Consider the following 16,195-nt stretch of genomic DNA (forward strand, 5'->3'; position numbering starts at 1 on the left):
CCCCGCCCCCCCCCCCCCCCCCCACCCCCCCCCCCCCCCCCCCTGACCCCTCCGCCTTTGGGGCGGGGGGCGGCCGCCCCGGCCGGGGGGGGCGCCCCCCCCCCCCCCCCCCCCCCCCCCCCCCGCGTCGGGGTTCAGTGCGATGTCAGGCTGCGAGCGCTGTGGCGCTGCGGGTCGTCACCGTCACCGGTGCGATTCCGAGGTCCTCGGTCGCGACATCCTTGGTCTCCCGCGCGGTGAGGGCCGCCGCGGCCGCGATCAGGCAGATCGTCGCGGTGAAGATGCTGATCACCACCCAGCCGCCGTCTCCGACGCCTCCCAGCGCGGTCACGATCGACGGTGCGAAGCCCGCCATGAGGAATCCGAGCTGGGTACCGATCGCGAGGCCGGAGAACCGGACCCGGGTGGAGAACATCTCGCCGTAGAACGCGGGCCACACGGCGTTGGCCGCTGCATAGCCGAACGAGAAGGTGAGCACGGCGAGCACGAAGGTCAGCAGGTGGTTGCTCTGACTCATGGAGAGCATGTAGAAGGGCATCAGGAAGGCCGAGGCGAGTGCGCCATAGATGAAGACGGGCTTGCGTCCGATGCGGTCGGCAAGGGCGCCGAACAGCGGCTGGGTGATCAGCGCGCCGATATTGGCGACGACCACGAGCCAGAGGGTGAGTCCGGCGTCGAGCCCGACATGCTTGCCGTAGGCGAGAGCGAGATTGGCGAAGACCGTCGAGACCGCGGCGATGAACGCGCACAACACAACCCGTGTGACATCGCGCCAATGGTCACGCATCAGGGGCACCAAAGGCAGGCGTGCGATCTCGCCGGATTCGCGAGCCTCGGTGAATTGCGGGGTCTCGTGCAGTCGACGTCGGATGAAGAATGCGACGAGAACGACGACGGCCGACAGCCAGAACGGAATGCGCCAGCCCCACGAATACTTCGCGTCGTCGGGAAGTGCCATGAAGGGGATCAGGACGAGCGAGGCCAGGATGAGTCCGCCCTGGGTTCCCGTCAGCGTCCACGAGGTGAAGAACGCACGGCGGTGGTCGGGTGCGTGCTCGAGTGCGAGCGAACTGGCGCCTGCCTGTTCACCGGCGGCTGAGAATCCTTGGAGGAGACGGCAGATCACGAGCAGTACGGGAGCCAGCCAGCCGATCTGATCGAAGGTCGGCAGGCAACCGATGACGAACGTCGACAGCCCCATCAGCACGAGCGTGAACATCAGTACCCGCTGGCGACCGATGCGATCACCGAAGTGGCCGAGGATCAACGCTCCGATCGGGCGTGCGATGTAGGCGACACCGAACGTGGCAAATGACATCACCAGTGCCGCGTTGTCGTCGGATGGGAAGAAGACGTGCGGGAAGATCAGTGCTGCCGCGGAGCCGAACAGGAAGAAGTCGTAGTACTCGACGGCACTGCCCATGAACCCCGCGAGTGCGGCGTGTCGTGGTGTGCGTTTCCCGACGGCTCCGGTGCCGTCGGATTCGGTTGTGGTCATTGGGTGCTCCTCTGGTGCGATTGTGCCTGGTGGCAGGCGGTTCAGGACGCGTTTGCGACGAGTTGGCGGAAGTGGCGGGTCATCCGATCGGCATCCGGGTGCAGCCCGGTGATCAGCGCGAATGCGTCGACGGCCTGGTAGACGGCCATGTGGCCTCCGTCGAGGGTCGGTGCGCCCGCTGCGCGCGCGGCCTGCAGCAGCGCGGTGTCGAGGGGGCGATAGACGATGTCGGCCACCCAGAGGTCAGGCCGGAGCAGTGAGGCGTCGAACGCGATGCCGGGATGTTCGGCCATGCCGGTTGGTGTCGCGTGGACGACGCCGGAACTCTCCGGAAGCAGTGCGGGGAGCTTGTCGAACGCCGCGGCGTCGACACGTGGCAGTGGGTGGCGGGTGGCCAGGTCGTGTGCGAGGGCTCCGGCGCGGTCGACGTCGAGGTCGACGACGGTGAGATGGGCGGCACCGAGCCGCAACAGCGCATCCGCGACCGCCGTTCCCGCGCCGCCCGCGCCGACCAGCACGACGTCGGCGAGGTCGGCGTTGGGCAGCCCCTCGGTGAAGCCGTGTGCGAATCCCGTTGTGTCGGTGTTGTATCCGACGTCGCCGTTGTCGGTGAACAGAACCGTGTTCGCCGCGCCGAGTGTGGCCGCGACGGGATCGACATGGTCGAGGTGCGCCATGACCAACTGCTTGCACGGGTGGGTGACGTTGACGGCGTCGAATCCGAGCGCGCGCGCCCAGGACAGCACCTCGCCGATGCGGTCGGGGGAGATGCCCGCCGCGGTGAGGTCGATCGGGCGGTAGCTGTAGTCGAGCCCGAACGCGCGGCCTTCGGCCATGTGCATCGCCGGGGTCAACGACGGCCCGACGCCGGTGCCGATGAGTCCGACCAGAAAGCTGGTCTCGGAAGGTTCCATGAGCTGTCTCCGTAATGTACGAACTAGTACGTTCGCAATCGAGTAGAGCACTGTGCTCCGCGTCTCGTCAACAGTTTCGTGTGATTGGAATCGCACAAGAAGACGCAGAGACTCCCGTTGGGCGGGGTGTGTTCAGGCGTTGGTGGTGAGCCACCCGACGACGACGTCGCCGATCATTCTGCGCAGGTGAGCGCGGTTCGACGTCTCGGTCAGATCGAGGTCGAAGAGGTAGCCGAAGGTGTAGCGATTGGCCACCTGGAACACGCAGTACGAGCTGATCACCAGGTGGACGTCTAGCGCGCTGACGTCGGTCCGGAACAAGCCGGCCGTCCGACCGTCGGCGAGGATGTCGTCGAGGAGCGACGTTGCGGGGGCGCTCAACTGGGGGAGGTCGGTGAGTCGTCGGATGAAGTCACCGCGATGGATGTTCTCGATCGAGACCAGACGGATGAAGTCGTCGTTGTCGATGTGGTGGTCGAAGGTGACCTCGGCGAGTCGTCGGATCGCCTCGATCGGATCTGCGTGGTCGACGCGCAGCTTCTGTTCCGCCTGACGGATTCCGCGGTACGCCCGGTCCAGAACTGCCAGGTAGAGGCCCTCTTTGCCGCCGAAGTAGTAGTAGATCATGCGCTTGGTGGTGCGCGTGCGTTCGGCGATCTCGTCGACCCTGGCGCCCGAATATCCCGATTCGGCGAAGACCTCGGTGGCAACGTCGAGCAGTTCGGCACGCGTGCGCTCGGGATCGCGCTGGAGTTCGGATTTCGGCTTGGCGGCCACGATGGGAGCTTACTTGCGAGGCATCTGCCCACGACGAACCATTGCCACCACTATGTACCAATTGGTACATTGATGTGATGAAGACCTCGATCGCGACCGTCTCGGTGTCTGGCTCACTTGTCGAGAAACTGCACGCGTGCGCCGCAGCGGGCTTCGACGGTGTGGAGATCTTCGAGCCCGATCTCATCGCCGCCGATCAGTCGCCGGAGGAGATTCGAGCTCTCGCACAAAGGCTCGGCCTGGCGCTGTATCTCTATCAACCGTTGCGCGACATCGAAGGTGTCAGTGAAGCGAGATTCGTCGACAACCTGCGACGCGCTGATGCGACATTCGCCACAGCTGCGCGACTCGGCATCGACACGGTTCTCGTCTGCAGCAATGTCGCCACCACGACCATCGACGACGACGCGGTGTCCGCCGATCAGCTCCGACGTGTGGGCGACCTCGCCGCCGGACACGGACTGCGCATCGCCTTCGAAGCCCTCGCCTGGGGAAGGTTCGTCGACGACTACCGACGTTCGTGGCGGATCGTCGAACTCGCCGACCATCCGGCAGTGGGTCTGTGCCTCGACAGTTTTCACGTGCTCTCCCGCGGGCATGATCCGTCGGAGATCCGCGCGATCCCAGGGGAGAAGATCTTCTTTCTCCAGCTCGCCGACGCCCCGGCGCTCTCCATGGACGTCTTGTCGTGGAGCAGGCACCATCGCTTGTTCCCTGGCGAGGGCGCATTCGATCTGGAGGGCTTCGTCGGTCATGTTCTGGCTGCCGGCTACACCGGCCCGTTGTCGTTGGAGGTGTTCAACGACACGTTCCGGCAGACCGACCCGGTGCCGACCGCGGTGCACGCGCACCGGTCACTGCTGTGGTTGCAGGACCGGCTCGACCTGATCGACATCCCCGACCCCAAGCCTCCGTCAGGATTCGACTTCGTCGAGATCAAGGCCGAGGACACCCGTGAGGTCGAGGCGATGCTGCACCAGTTGGGCTTCGTCGGACGGGGCCGACATCGGAGCAAGCCGGTCACCCTGTGGACAGCAGGTCAGGCGCGAGTAGTTCTCAACGAGCAACAGGCGCGCGACGAGTCGCCGCACATCGCAGCCATCGGACTCCAGGTATCCGACCCGGACGCGGTGAGCAGACGCTCCGCAATCCTCGGCGCCGCCGCCGTCAACCGCCGCACACACGCGTCGGAGCACGCGTTCGGCACGACAATCGTGCCCGGCGGCACCGAGGTCTTCTGGACAGGAGACACGCCCGACCAACCCGGTTGGGTCGACGAGTTCGACGACGGGCTGCCGACGACGCCCACGTCGATTCGCGTCATCGACCACGTCAATCTCACCCAGCAGTGGGAGACCGCCGACGACGCACGGCTGTTCCTGATGAGCGTGTTCGGTCTCGACGTCGACGACCCGGTCGAAGTGCCGGGGCCACGCGGGCTGATCCGCAGCGAGGTGCTGCGTTCTGTCGACGGCGGCGTGCGGATTCCACTCAACGTCGCCCCGCACGTCCTCGACTCCGAGGCCATTGCGCAGCATGTCGCATTCGCGTGCGACGACGTGCTCGGACTCGCGCGTCGCGCGCACGAGGCCGGCCTGCAGTTTCTGCGCGTTGCGGACAACTACTACGACTACGTTCGTGGACGCTTCGGCATCGACGAGGAACTGCTGGCGCAGCTGCGTGAGCTGGGGGTGCTCTACGACCGCAGTTCCGATCCGGCGGGCGGGTACCTGCTGCACTTCTACACACGCACGGTTGGCCGGGTCTTCTTCGAGTTCGTCCAGCGGTTCGACGGCTATGACGGGTACGGCATCGACAACGCACCCGTGCGACTCGCCGCGCAGCAGTAGCGCAGCAGCCCTCCGAGTAGCGTGAGTGGCATGCTCACAGCTCCGTTGCCCGATGAATTCGCGCGTCGTCGCGAGCGGTTTCGTGCACTGATCTCGACCGGCCCGGCGCCCGTCGACGTCTTCGTGGTCTCCGACCTCACCAACATTCGCTACCTGAGCGGGTTCACCGGCTCCAACGCCGCGCTGTCGATCTCCGCCCTAGGCAGCGACGGCGACCGGATCTGCACCGACGGGCGCTACCTGACGCAGGTCGCCGAACAGTCGGGAGACCTCGTCGCTGTCATCGCGCGCAACTGCACCGAGGAGCTCATCGGAGCCGCTATCGCCGCGGGTGCCTCGCGGGTCGGCTTCGAGTCGGATGTCCTCACGGTTGCCGCACATGCCACTCTGACGGGCGGTCTCGGGCAGGGGAGTGAACTCGTCGGACGGACCGGACTCGTTGCCGAGTTGCGTGAGGTCAAAGACGACGCAGAGGTCGAACTGCTGCGGCGGGCCTGTGCCATCGGCGACGTCGCACTCGCCGAGATCATCTCCGACGGTGTGATCCGTGCCGGGGCCACCGAACGCGAGGTGGCACGTGCGCTCGAGAACGCGATGTTCCGCCACGGTGCCGACGAGATCTCCTTCGAGACCATCGTCGCGGCGGGTGCCAACTCGGCGATCCCGCACCACCGCCCGACGTCGACGGTCCTCGCAGACGGTGACTTCGTGAAGATCGACTTCGGGGCCGTCGCGGGCGGCTATCACTCGGACATGACCCGCACCTATGTGCTCGCGCGCGCAGCGGACTGGCAGCGCGAGATCTACGACCTGGTGTTGACGGCACAGACTGCGGGCCGTGAGGCGCTGAAAGCGGGCGCCGACCTCAGGTCGATCGACGCCGCGGCGCGGTCGATCATCGCCGACGCCGGCTACGGGGACCAGTACGTGCACGGCCTCGGCCACGGCGTCGGACTCGAGATCCACGAAGCGCCGGGCATCGGAAAACTGGCGACGGGTACACTACCTTCCGGCGCAGCGGTGACTGTGGAGCCCGGTGTCTACCTCCCCGGAAGAGGTGGCGTCCGGATCGAGGACACGCTCATCGTGACAGATGGCGAGCCCGACCTGCTGACCACCACCGACAAGACCTTCACCGTCATCTGACGGCCCGCGCACGCCGATGCGCAGGAGATGCACACATACCGACGTAGAAGATTGAGGAACTGATTCATGGCGACCACCGCCGATTTCAAGAATGGTCTCGTACTCCGCATGGACGATCAGCTTTGGCAGATCCTGGAGTTCCAGCACGTCAAGCCCGGCAAGGGACCCGCGTTCGTGCGTACCAAGATCAAGAACGTGCTCAGCGGTAAGACGGTCGACAAGACCTTCAACGCAGGCGTGAAGGTCGAGACCGCGACCGTCGATCGTCGCGACATGCAGTTCCTGTACAACGACGGCACCGACTACGTCTTCATGGACGCACAGGACTACGAGCAGTACCCGATCGCGCCGGAGACCGTCGGCGACGGCGCACGCTTCCTGCTCGAGAACATGACCGTCCAGGTCTCCCTCAACGAGGGTCAGCCGCTGTTCGTCGAGCTCCCGGTCACGGTCGAGCTCGTCGTCACGCACACCGACCCGGGTCTGCAGGGTGATCGGTCGACCGGCGGCACCAAGCCCGCAACGGTCGAGACCGGCACCGAGATCCAGGTGCCGCTGTTCATCAACACCGGCGACAAGCTGAAGGTCGACTCGCGCGACGGCAGCTACCTCGGCCGCGTCAACAGCTGACCGCCCGGCTCCGTCAGCGAAGGTAGATCAGTGAAGCAACCCGGAACCCGGCACAAGGCCCGCCGCCGCGCGGTGGACCTGTTGTTCGAGGCTGAAGCCAAGCAGGTCAGCCCCGCGCAGCTCGTCGCGGAACGGCGCGAATTCGTGCGCGACGACGAGAGCGTCGGCGAGATCCACGACTACACCGCGACGGTCATCGAGGGGCTCGCCGACGACCAGGCACAGATCGATTCCGTCGTGGCGTCGCATCTGAAGGGCTGGACGCTCGAGCGGCTTCCCGCCGTCGACCGTGCGATTCTCCGTCTCGCGACGTGGGAGCTGTTCAACTCGACCGACGTCGATCCGATCGTGATCGTCGACGAGGCCGTCGAATTGGCCAAGGAACTGTCCACCGACGACTCACCCGCGTTCGTCAACGGTGTGTTGGCAAAGATCGCCGAGCTCGCCCCGCAGGTACGGGCGGCGCAGGCGGCCGGGTCCGACGGGCAGGGCTAGAACAGCCCTATGCCTACCGGCGTGTAAAGTATTCGGCGACAGACATCCTTTAACGATCCGTCCCGTGAGGCGGAGAAGGAGGTCCATACATGGGCGAACGTGTTCTGCTCGACGCCGCGGATGTGTCCCGCACCATCGCGCGCGTCGCGCACCAGGTCATCGAGAAGACGGCTCTGGGCTCACCCGATGCACCCCGCGTGGTAATCATCGGAATCCCGACGCGTGGAACAACTCTCGCCGATCGGCTGGCCGCGAGGATCAAAGAGTTCTCCGGCGTCGACGTTCCCGTCGGATACCTCGACATCACGCTCTATCGTGATGATCTCCGTGCCAAGCCGCACCGCCCCCTCGAACGCACGATGGTGCCCGCCGGTGGCGTCGACAACGCCGTCGTCGTCCTCGTCGACGACGTGCTCTACTCGGGCCGAACCGTCCGCGCGGCACTCGACGCGCTCCGCGACCTCGGCCGTCCGGCGGCAGTCCAGCTCGCTGTCCTCGTCGACCGTGGGCACCGCGAACTACCGCTACGCGCCGACTACGTCGGAAAGAACATCCCCACCTCGCGCGACGAGACCGTGTCGGTACACCTGACCGAGCACGACGGCGTCGACGAGGTCGTGCTCGGCTCGAAGGGGTCGAGCGACGAGCAGGCGGATCAGTGATGCGCCACCTACTCTCGACTGCCGACCTGACCCGCGACGACGCCACCGATCTTCTCGACGAGGCCGAGCGCTTTGAACAGGCGCTGACCGGCCGCGAGATCCGCAAACTCCCGACGCTGCGCGGACGCACCGTCATGACCGTGTTCTACGAGAACTCCACCCGCACAAGGGTTTCTTTCGAGGTCGCGGGCAAGTGGATGAGCGCCGACGTCATCAACGTGAGCGCGTCGAGCTCGTCGGTCAACAAGGGCGAATCGCTGCGCGACACCGCGAAGACGCTGCGGGCTGCGGGAGCCGATGCGCTCATCGTGCGGCATCCCGCGTCGGGCGCGGCACATCAGATCGCCGCCTGGACCTCCGGCGGATTCGGCCCGGACGGCCCGGATGCGGAGGGCACCGGACCCGCGGTGATCAACGCGGGTGACGGCACCCATGAGCATCCGACGCAGGCGCTGCTCGACGCCCTCACGCTTCGTCAGCGACTCGGCAGTATCGAGGGACGTCGAATCGCGATCGTCGGGGATGTACTGCACTCGCGCGTCGCGCGGTCGAATGCGCATCTGCTCTCCACCCTCGGCGCCGACGTCGTGCTGGTCGCGCCGCCGACGCTGCTCCCGGTGGGTGTCGACGAGTGGCCGGTCGAGACGTCGGGCAACCTCGATGCCGAACTCCCGGGCGCCGACGCCGTGATGATGCTGCGGGTGCAGGCGGAGCGCATGAACGGTGGCTTCTTCCCGTCCGCACGCGAATACTCGGTGCGCTACGGCCTCAACGAGCGTCGGATGGGGTTGCTGTCCGACGACGCCGTCGTGCTGCATCCGGGTCCGATGCTGCGCGGCATGGAGATCGGTTACTCGGTGGCCGACTCGCCGCGCGCGACCATTCTCGAACAGGTGCGCAACGGCGTGCATGTCCGCATGGCGGTGCTCTTCCGGCTGCTCGCGGGCACAGAATCAGGAGGTGCGCTGTGACCGGCCCCAGCTCGGCAGCAGGATCGGTTGCCACGGGATCGGTGCTGATCCGCTCGGTCCGCCCGTACGGCGAGGGCGACCCGGTCGACGTACTGGTCACCGACGGCGAGATCGCGGAGATCGGAACGTCGATCGACGCCCAGGGCGACATCGAGGTCGTCGACGGCAACGGTGCCATCGTGCTTCCCGGCTTCGTCGACATGCACACGCATCTGCGCGAACCCGGCCGCGAAGACACCGAGACCATCCGAAGTGGTTCTGCCGCAGCAGCTCTCGGCGGATACACGGCCGTGTTCGCGATGGCCAACACAGCTCCCGTCGCCGACAACTCGACGGTGACCGACAACGTCTGGCGTTCTGGACGCGAAGTCGGACTCGTCGACGTCTACCCGGTCGGGGCCGTCACCGTCGGACTCGAGGGCAAGCAACTCGCCGAGATGGGCATGATGGCGTCGGGAGCTGCGGGCGTCCGGATGTTCAGTGACGACGGAAAATGCGTCTCCGACCCGCTGCTCATGCGTAGGGCACTCGAATACGCCAAGGGGCTCGGCGTGCTCATCGCGCAGCACGCAGAAGAGCCACGCCTGACTGTCGGGGCCGTCGCGCATGAGGGTCCGACGGCGGCACGGCTCGGACTCGCGGGCTGGCCGCGCGCGGCCGAGGAGTCGATCGTCGTCCGCGACGCCCTGCTGGCTCGCGACGCCGGGGCGCGGGTGCACATCTGCCACGCGTCGACCGAGGGCACCGTCGCACTGCTGCGCTGGGCCAAGGAGCAGGGAATCGACGTGACCGCAGAGGTCACCCCGCATCACCTGCTGCTCGACGACTCGCGGCTGCTGGGCTCCGGGAGCGAAGCGAGCGGGCCAGGTTTGGGAGCCTACGACGCGATCAACAAGGTGAATCCGCCGCTGCGTGAGGAGCGCGACAACGTGGCGCTGCGTCAGGCCCTGGCCGAGGGGATCGTCGACTGCGTGGCGACCGATCACGCGCCGCATGCCGCGCAGGAGAAGTGCTGCGAGTTCACGCAGGCCAAGCCAGGAATGCTCGGGCTGCAGACCGCGCTGCCGATCGTCGTCGAGACCATGGTCACTCCGGGTCTGCTCGACTGGCGTGGCGTCGCCCGCGTCATGAGCGAACGTCCTGCGCAGATCGTCGGGCTCACCGATCAGGGCCGCCCGATCGCTGTAGGGGAACCCGCGAATCTGACGCTGGTCGACCCGGAGACGTCGTGGGTGGTGCACGGGCGCGAGCTCGCGAGCCTCTCCGACAACACCCCCTACGAGTCGATGTCGATGCCGGCGACCGTGGTGGCGACGCTGCTGCGCGGCGTGGTCACGGCACGCGACGGCGAGGTGACCCGGTGAGTGCGTCGGAGATCATCATCGTGATCGTCGTCGTGCTGGTGTGGCTCGGACTCATCTCACTGGTCCTGCGCGGATGGCGCAACCGGGGTCGTCGCCAGGCCGAGTTGATCGGCGAGATGCCCGTTGCCCCAACCGAACTCGGCGAGCCGCAGCTCGGCCCCGACTCAGGTTTGTACGTCGGCTCGACGCTCGCGCCGAGTTGGCAGAACCGAGTGGCAGTCGGCGACGTCGGGGATCGCGCCACCGCGACCATCTCGGCCTACCCCGACGGTGTGCTGCTCGAACGGCGTGGAGCCAGCGACATCTGGATTCCCCGCTCGTCGATCACCGCCCTCCGCACCGAGCGAGGGCTCGCGGGCAAGGTCATGACGGCCGACGGACTGCTGGTGATCCGCTGGGTGCTGCCGACCGGAACCGAGATCGATTCAGGAATGCGTGCGGACGACAAGACCGTCTACCCGGGATGGGTGGCCGCATTCGACACACAGCCCGATACAGAACAGAGGAAAGACCAATGACCGCAGCGGTTCTGGTGCTCGAGAACGGCCAGGTGTTCCGCGGCCGGGAATACGGCGCCGTCGGCGAGACGCTCGGCGAAGCGGTGTTCTGCACCGCGATGACCGGCTACCAGGAGACACTGACCGACCCCAGCTACCACCGACAGATCGTCGTAGCCACTGCTCCGCAGATCGGTAACACCGGTTGGAACAACGAGGACGGCGAATCGACCGGCAGTGCGGGCAGCGAGGGCGAGGTCGGCGACTCGGGCAAGATCTGGGTCGCCGGGTACGCGGTGCGCAATCCCACACGGCGCGTGTCGAATTGGCGCGCGACAACGTCCCTGGAAGACGAACTCGAGCGTCAGGGCATAGTCGGAATCTCGGGTATCGACACGCGGACCGTCGTGCGCGTGCTGCGCGACCACGGATCGATGCGAGCCGGGGTCTTCTCGGGTGGTGCGCTTGCCGCCGACGACGAACTCATCGCCCGGGTGCGCAGCCAGCCCTCGATGAAGGGCGCGAACCTCGCGGGTGAGGTCAGTACCGACACGGGTTACCTCGTCGAACCGGCTTCCGACCCACGATTCACCGTCGCCGCAATCGATCTCGGCATCAAGACCAACACCCCGCGCATGTTCGCCGAACGCGGCGTCGCCGTGCACGTGCTGCCCGCGGAGGCCGGTTTCGACGCGATCGCCGAGTTGAAGCCCGACGGCGTGTTCCTGTCGAACGGCCCGGGCGACCCGGCGACCGCCGACGAAGCCGTTGCGCTGACCCGACAGGTCCTCGGCGCCGATCTGCCGCTGTTCGGCATCTGCTTCGGTAACCAGATCCTCGGCCGCGCGTTTGGCCGGAACACCTACAAGATGAAGTTCGGTCACCGCGGCATCAACATCCCGGTGATCGACGCGGCGACCGGCAAGGTGTCGATCACCGCACAGAATCACGGATTCGCGCTCGAGGGCGAAGCAGGCGAAGAGTTCGACACCGACTTCGGCCGTGCCCGCGTCAGCCACGTCTGCGCCAACGACGGAACCGTCGAGGGCGTCGAATTGCTCTCCGGCCGAGCGTTTTCGGTCCAGTACCACCCAGAAGCGGCGGCCGGCCCACACGACGCCGCCTATCTGTTCGACAGATTCGTCTCTTTGCTGGAGGCAGATCGCGCACACGGAACGAGGTCCTAATGCCGCGCCGCGACGACATCAATCACGTCCTGGTGATCGGCTCCGGCCCGATCGTCATCGGACAGGCCTGCGAGTTCGACTACTCGGGCACCCAGGCATGCCGCGTGCTCAAGGCCGAGGGCCTGCGCGTGAGCCTGGTCAACTCCAACCCGGCGACGATCATGACCGATCCGGAGTTCGCCGACGCCACCTACATCGAGCCGATCACGGCCGAGTACGTCGAGAAGGTCATCGAGGCCGAGCGCGACTCCGGTCATCCGATCGACGCCGTGCTCGCCACCCTCGGCGGACAGACCGCGCTGAACACCGCTGTCGCCCTGCATGATCGGGGTTCGCTCGAGAAATACGACATCGAACTCATCGGTGCCGACTTCGACGCCATCCAGCGCGGCGAGGACAGGCAGATGTTCAAGGACATCGTCGCCAAGGTCGGGGGAGAGAGCGCGCGGTCGCGCGTCTGCCACACCATGGAAGAAGTGCGCGAGACCGTCGCCGACCTCGGGTATCCCGTGGTCGTGCGCCCGTCGTTCACGATGGGTGGCCTCGGTTCGGGTATGGCCTACAACGAAGACGACCTCGACCGCATCGCCGGTGGAGGCCTCGCGGCGTCGCCGACCGCGAATGTGCTCATCGAGGAGTCGATCCTCGGGTGGAAGGAATACGAACTCGAGTTGATGCGCGACAACCGCGACAACGTGGTCGTCGTGTGCTCGATCGAGAACGTCGACCCGGTCGGAGTGCACACCGGCGATTCGATCACCGTCGCACCGGCGATGACCCTGACAGACCGTGAATACCAGAAGATGCGCGACCTCTCGATCAACATTCTGCGCGAGGTCGGCGTCGACACCGGCGGCTGCAACATCCAGTTCGCGCAGGACCCGCGCGACGGACGACTCATCGTGATCGAGATGAATCCGCGAGTGTCCCGCTCGTCGGCATTGGCTTCCAAGGCAACGGGTTTCCCGATCGCGAAGATCGCCGCGAAGCTCGCCATCGGCTACAGCCTCGACGAGATCACCAACGACATCACGAAAGAAACGCCTGCCTGCTTCGAGCCGACGCTCGACTACGTCGTGGTCAAGGCACCCCGTTTTGCGTTCGAGAAGTTCCCCGGCGCCGACGACACGCTGACCACCACGATGAAGTCGGTGGGCGAGGCGATGAGTCTCGGCCGCAGCTTCGCCGAGGCATTCGGCAAGGTGATGCGTTCGCTCGAGACCAAGGCGGCCGGATTCTGGACCGAGCCGAACCGGCCCGATCCGGCGACCGTCGACCTCGACGCCCTGCTGGAGGAGATCGCGACCCCCAAGGACGGTCGCATCTACAAGGTGATGCTCGCGTTCGACGCCGGGGCCACGATCGAGCAGGTCTATGAGGCGACCGCCATCGACCCGTGGTTCCTCGCCGAGATCGCTGGGATCGGCGCGCTCGGCGCGCAGATCCGCGACGCCGCCGAGCTCACCGAGGATCTGCTCCGCGACGCGAAGTCGAATGGCTTCTCCGATCGTCAGATCGCCGCTCTGCGTGACGATGTCGCCGACGAGAATGCCGTTCGCGCCCATCGCCACGAGCTCGGCGTCCGGCCCGTCTACAAGACCGTCGACACCTGTGCCGCCGAGTTCGAGGCGAAGACGCCCTACCACTACTCGACCTACGAGCTCGATCCAGCGGCAACCAGCGAGATCGCTCCGCAGACCGAGCGGCCGAAGGTGCTGATCCTCGGCTCGGGTCCCAACCGCATCGGTCAGGGCATCGAGTTCGACTACTCGTGTGTGCACGCGGCGCTGACCCTGTCAGAGGCCGGCTACGAGACCGTCATGGTCAACTGCAACCCGGAGACGGTCTCGACCGACTACGACACCGCCGACCGCCTCTACTTCGAGCCGCTGACCTTCGAGGATGTGCTCGAGGTGTACCACGCGGAGTCGCAGTCGGGCACCGTCGCGGGAGTGATCGTGCAGCTCGGCGGGCAGACACCGCTCGGACTCGCCGACCGTCTCGAGGCCGCCGGGGTACCGATCGTCGGAACCAGCCCTGCGGCAATCGATCTCGCCGAGGACCGTGGCGAGTTCGGCAAGGTACTCACCGCAGCCGGACTGCCCGCGCCCGCGTTCGGCACGGCGACCTCGTTCGAGGAGGCCCGCGACACCGCCGCCCGGATCGGCTACCCGGTACTGGTGCGCCCGTCCTACGTGCTCGGCGGTCGCGGCATGGAGATCGTGTACGACGAGGCATCGCTTGCCGACTACATCTCGCGCGCAACAGAATTGACGCCCGACCACCCGGTGCTCGTCGACTGCTTCCTCGAAGACGCGGTCGAGATCGACGTCGACGCCCTGTGTGATGGCACCGAGGTGTACATCGGTGGCGTCATGGAGCACATCGAAGAGGCCGGTATCCACTCCGGTGATTCGGCGTGCGCGCTGCCGCCGATCACGCTGGGCCGATCGGATCTCGAGATGGTCCGACGCTCCACCGAGGCATTGGCCAAGGGCATCGGCGTTCGTGGACTGATGAACGTGCAGTACGCGCTCAAGGACGACATCCTGTATGTCCTGGAAGCGAATCCGCGTGCAAGCCGCACCGTGCCGTTCGTGTCGAAGGCGACGTCTGTCCCGCTCGCGAAGGCGTGCGCGCGCGTCATGCTCGGCGAGACCATCGCCGAACTCCGCGAGCAGGAACTGCTGCCCGCCACCGGCGACGGCGGCACCGCGCCGATCGACGCTCCCATCGCGGTCAAGGAAGCAGTGTTGCCGTTCAACCGCTTCCGCCGCTTCGACGGCACGGGCGTCGACGCGCTGCTGAGCCCGGAGATGAAGTCGACGGGCGAGGTCATGGGAATCGACGCCGATTTCGGTCGAGCCTTTGCCAAGTCGCAGACCGCGGCATACGGCTCACTGCCCACGCAGGGCGCCGTCTTCGTGTCGGTGGCCAACAAGGACAAGCGCGCGCTGCTGTTCCCGGTCAAACACCTCGCCGACCTCGGGTTCACCATCCTGGCCACCGAGGGCACCGCAGAGGTGTTGCGACGCAACGGAATCGTCGCGACGACAGTGCCCAAGCACTTCGAGGCCAAGCCGGGGGAGCGTACGATCGTCGACGCGATTCTCGCCGGTGAGGTCGCGATGGTGATCAACACGCCCTACGGCCAGTCGGGGCCGCGTGTCGACGGCTATGAGATCCGCAGTGCTGCGGTCACCGCCGGAATTCCGTGCATCACCACCGTGCAGGGAGCCAGCGCTGCGGTGCAGGGCATCGAGGCTGCGATGCGAAAAGAGATAGGCGTCGAATCGCTGCAGCGTCGGCACGCGACGCTGATCAACGAGGGGTGATGAATGTGACACGTTCGGACACAACAGGTTTCGCGGTTCACTACCGATCTGCTGTTGCCGAACGTGGCAGGCTGTGCGCCGGGATCGATCCCCACGTCGAGCTGCTCGAGCAGTGGGGGTTGCCCGTCGACACCACTGGGCTGCGGCAGTTCGCCGACATCTGCGTCGACGCGCTCGGCCCTGTTGCAGCCGTGATCAAACCGCAGGTGGCCTTCTTCGAGGCGTTCGGCGCGACTGGATTCGCAGTGTTGGAGTCTGTCATCGCGGGGTGCCGCGCGGCGGGTGCCGTCGTACTCGCCGACGCCAAACGCGGCGACATCGGCTCGACGATGCAGGCGTACGCCCACGCGTGGCTCGACGAACGGTCACCGCTGTGCGCCGACGCCGTCACCGTCTCGCCGTATCTGGGATTCGGCTCACTGTCACCCGCGATCGACGCCGCGCGGCGCGGCGGGCGCGGAGTCTTCGTGCTCGCACGCACATCCAACCCCGAGGGGGCGGGCGTGCAGCTCGCCGCGACGGGGGACCGGGCCGTCGGACAGACGATCGTCGACGACGCCGCTGAACAGAACGCTGACGGATCGGCGACGGTCGGGCTTGTCGTCGGAGCAACCCGTGCGCATGGGCTCGATCTGAGCGCACTGAAAGGCCCCATCCTGGCTCCCGGTCTCGGGGCGCAGGGTGCGACGGCCGCCGACCTCCCCGAGGTTTTCGACGGCGCCGATCCGGCCTGGGTACTGCCCGCGAGTTCCCGCGGGGTGCTGCGCGCGGGTCCCGATGTTGCGGCGCTGCGGACGGCGTTCGCGCTCGCTCGCGACGAGGTAGAGGCCGCTCTGGGCTGATCGTCGGAGTTCCGAGGGCTCCGACGA

14 protein-coding genes are annotated in these 16,195 nt (G+C 66.6%); 11 read left to right on the plus strand and 3 right to left on the minus strand.

Annotated features, from left to right (window positions below; all coding sequences use genetic code 11):
• Positions 1–145: 145 nt before the first annotated feature.
• The 3 genes from A5777_RS03985 to A5777_RS03995 all read right to left on the minus strand — a co-directional run bounded on the left by A5777_RS03985 (position 146) and on the right by A5777_RS03995 (position 3,189).
• The gene (locus A5777_RS03985) at positions 146–1,498 is read right to left on the minus strand and encodes an MFS transporter (protein WP_064861697.1); all 1,353 of its coding nucleotides are present in this window, start codon (positions 1,496–1,498) and stop codon (positions 146–148) included.
• Positions 1,499–1,539: 41 nt separating this feature from the next.
• Positions 1,540–2,412, minus strand: coding sequence for a shikimate dehydrogenase (locus A5777_RS03990; protein WP_064861698.1), 873 nt, complete (start codon positions 2,410–2,412; stop codon positions 1,540–1,542).
• Positions 2,413–2,544: 132 nt separating this feature from the next.
• Positions 2,545–3,189, minus strand: coding sequence for a TetR/AcrR family transcriptional regulator (locus tag A5777_RS03995; RefSeq protein WP_064861699.1), 645 nt, complete (start codon positions 3,187–3,189; stop codon positions 2,545–2,547).
• A gap of 77 nt (positions 3,190–3,266) precedes the next feature.
• Here A5777_RS03995 and A5777_RS04000 point away from each other — a divergent pair, with 77 nt between their 5' ends.
• From A5777_RS04000 to pyrF, 11 genes are all read left to right on the plus strand, one after another.
• The gene (locus A5777_RS04000) at positions 3,267–5,039 is read left to right on the plus strand and encodes a bifunctional sugar phosphate isomerase/epimerase/4-hydroxyphenylpyruvate dioxygenase family protein (protein WP_064861700.1); all 1,773 of its coding nucleotides are present in this window, start codon (positions 3,267–3,269) and stop codon (positions 5,037–5,039) included.
• Between the two features lie 30 nt (positions 5,040–5,069).
• Positions 5,070–6,185 carry a M24 family metallopeptidase gene (locus A5777_RS04005; RefSeq protein ID WP_064861701.1) on the plus strand — a complete coding sequence of 372 codons (1,116 nt, stop codon included), beginning with the start codon at positions 5,070–5,072 and terminating at the stop codon, positions 6,183–6,185.
• Positions 6,186–6,251: 66 nt separating this feature from the next.
• Positions 6,252–6,815 carry an elongation factor P gene (efp, locus tag A5777_RS04010; RefSeq protein ID WP_005173212.1) on the plus strand — a complete coding sequence of 188 codons (564 nt, stop codon included), beginning with the start codon at positions 6,252–6,254 and terminating at the stop codon, positions 6,813–6,815.
• A 30-nt stretch (positions 6,816–6,845) separates the two neighbouring features.
• Entirely contained in the window at positions 6,846–7,310 is a 465-nt protein-coding gene (nusB, locus tag A5777_RS04015; protein ID WP_005202675.1) for a transcription antitermination factor NusB, read from the plus strand.
• Between the two features lie 89 nt (positions 7,311–7,399).
• Positions 7,400–7,972, plus strand: coding sequence for a bifunctional pyr operon transcriptional regulator/uracil phosphoribosyltransferase PyrR (pyrR, locus tag A5777_RS04020; RefSeq protein ID WP_005202678.1), 573 nt, complete (start codon positions 7,400–7,402; stop codon positions 7,970–7,972).
• Positions 7,972–8,943 carry an aspartate carbamoyltransferase catalytic subunit gene (locus A5777_RS04025; RefSeq protein WP_005202679.1) on the plus strand — a complete coding sequence of 324 codons (972 nt, stop codon included), beginning with the start codon at positions 7,972–7,974 and terminating at the stop codon, positions 8,941–8,943. Before pyrR ends, A5777_RS04025 begins: the two co-directional genes overlap by 1 nt.
• Positions 8,940–10,307, plus strand: coding sequence for a dihydroorotase (locus A5777_RS04030; protein WP_064861702.1), 1,368 nt, complete (start codon positions 8,940–8,942; stop codon positions 10,305–10,307). Before A5777_RS04025 ends, A5777_RS04030 begins: the two co-directional genes overlap by 4 nt.
• Positions 10,304–10,825, plus strand: coding sequence for a PH-like domain-containing protein (locus A5777_RS04035; RefSeq protein ID WP_064861703.1), 522 nt, complete (start codon positions 10,304–10,306; stop codon positions 10,823–10,825). The genes A5777_RS04030 and A5777_RS04035 overlap by 4 nt, the downstream gene beginning before the upstream one ends.
• Entirely contained in the window at positions 10,822–11,991 is a 1,170-nt protein-coding gene (carA, locus tag A5777_RS04040) for a glutamine-hydrolyzing carbamoyl-phosphate synthase small subunit (protein ID WP_064861704.1), read from the plus strand. The genes A5777_RS04035 and carA overlap by 4 nt, the downstream gene beginning before the upstream one ends.
• Positions 11,991–15,326 carry a carbamoyl-phosphate synthase large subunit gene (carB, locus tag A5777_RS04045; RefSeq protein ID WP_064861705.1) on the plus strand — a complete coding sequence of 1,112 codons (3,336 nt, stop codon included), beginning with the start codon at positions 11,991–11,993 and terminating at the stop codon, positions 15,324–15,326. The genes carA and carB overlap by 1 nt, the downstream gene beginning before the upstream one ends.
• A complete protein-coding gene (pyrF, locus tag A5777_RS04050) occupies positions 15,326–16,168 on the plus strand; it encodes an orotidine-5'-phosphate decarboxylase (protein WP_064861706.1) in 843 nt (280 codons plus the stop codon). Before carB ends, pyrF begins: the two co-directional genes overlap by 1 nt.
• Positions 16,169–16,195 lie beyond the last annotated feature (27 nt).

The sequence above is a fragment of the Gordonia sp. 852002-10350_SCH5691597 genome, from assembly GCF_001665715.1.
GTDB classification, from domain to species: Bacteria; Actinomycetota; Actinomycetes; order Mycobacteriales; family Mycobacteriaceae; genus Gordonia; species Gordonia sputi.

Bases quoted from the DNA above. Each gene is read 5' to 3' on its own strand.
- pyrR (WP_005202678.1), top strand. From the start codon at position 7,400: ATGGGCGAACGTGTTCTGCTCGACGCCGCGGATGTGTCCCGCACCATC.
- A5777_RS04025 (WP_005202679.1), top strand. From the start codon at position 7,972: ATGCGCCACCTACTCTCGACTGCCGACCTGACCCGCGACGACGCCACC.
- carA (WP_064861704.1), top strand. From the start codon at position 10,822: ATGACCGCAGCGGTTCTGGTGCTCGAGAACGGCCAGGTGTTCCGCGGC.
- A5777_RS03990 (WP_064861698.1), bottom strand. From the start codon at position 2,412: ATGGAACCTTCCGAGACCAGCTTTCTGGTCGGACTCATCGGCACCGGC.
- carB (WP_064861705.1), top strand. From the start codon at position 11,991: ATGCCGCGCCGCGACGACATCAATCACGTCCTGGTGATCGGCTCCGGC.
- A5777_RS04005 (WP_064861701.1), top strand. From the start codon at position 5,070: ATGCTCACAGCTCCGTTGCCCGATGAATTCGCGCGTCGTCGCGAGCGG.
- A5777_RS03985 (WP_064861697.1), bottom strand. From the start codon at position 1,498: ATGACCACAACCGAATCCGACGGCACCGGAGCCGTCGGGAAACGCACA.
- efp (WP_005173212.1), top strand. From the start codon at position 6,252: ATGGCGACCACCGCCGATTTCAAGAATGGTCTCGTACTCCGCATGGAC.
- A5777_RS04000 (WP_064861700.1), top strand. From the start codon at position 3,267: ATGAAGACCTCGATCGCGACCGTCTCGGTGTCTGGCTCACTTGTCGAG.
- pyrF (WP_064861706.1), top strand. From the start codon at position 15,326: ATGAATGTGACACGTTCGGACACAACAGGTTTCGCGGTTCACTACCGA.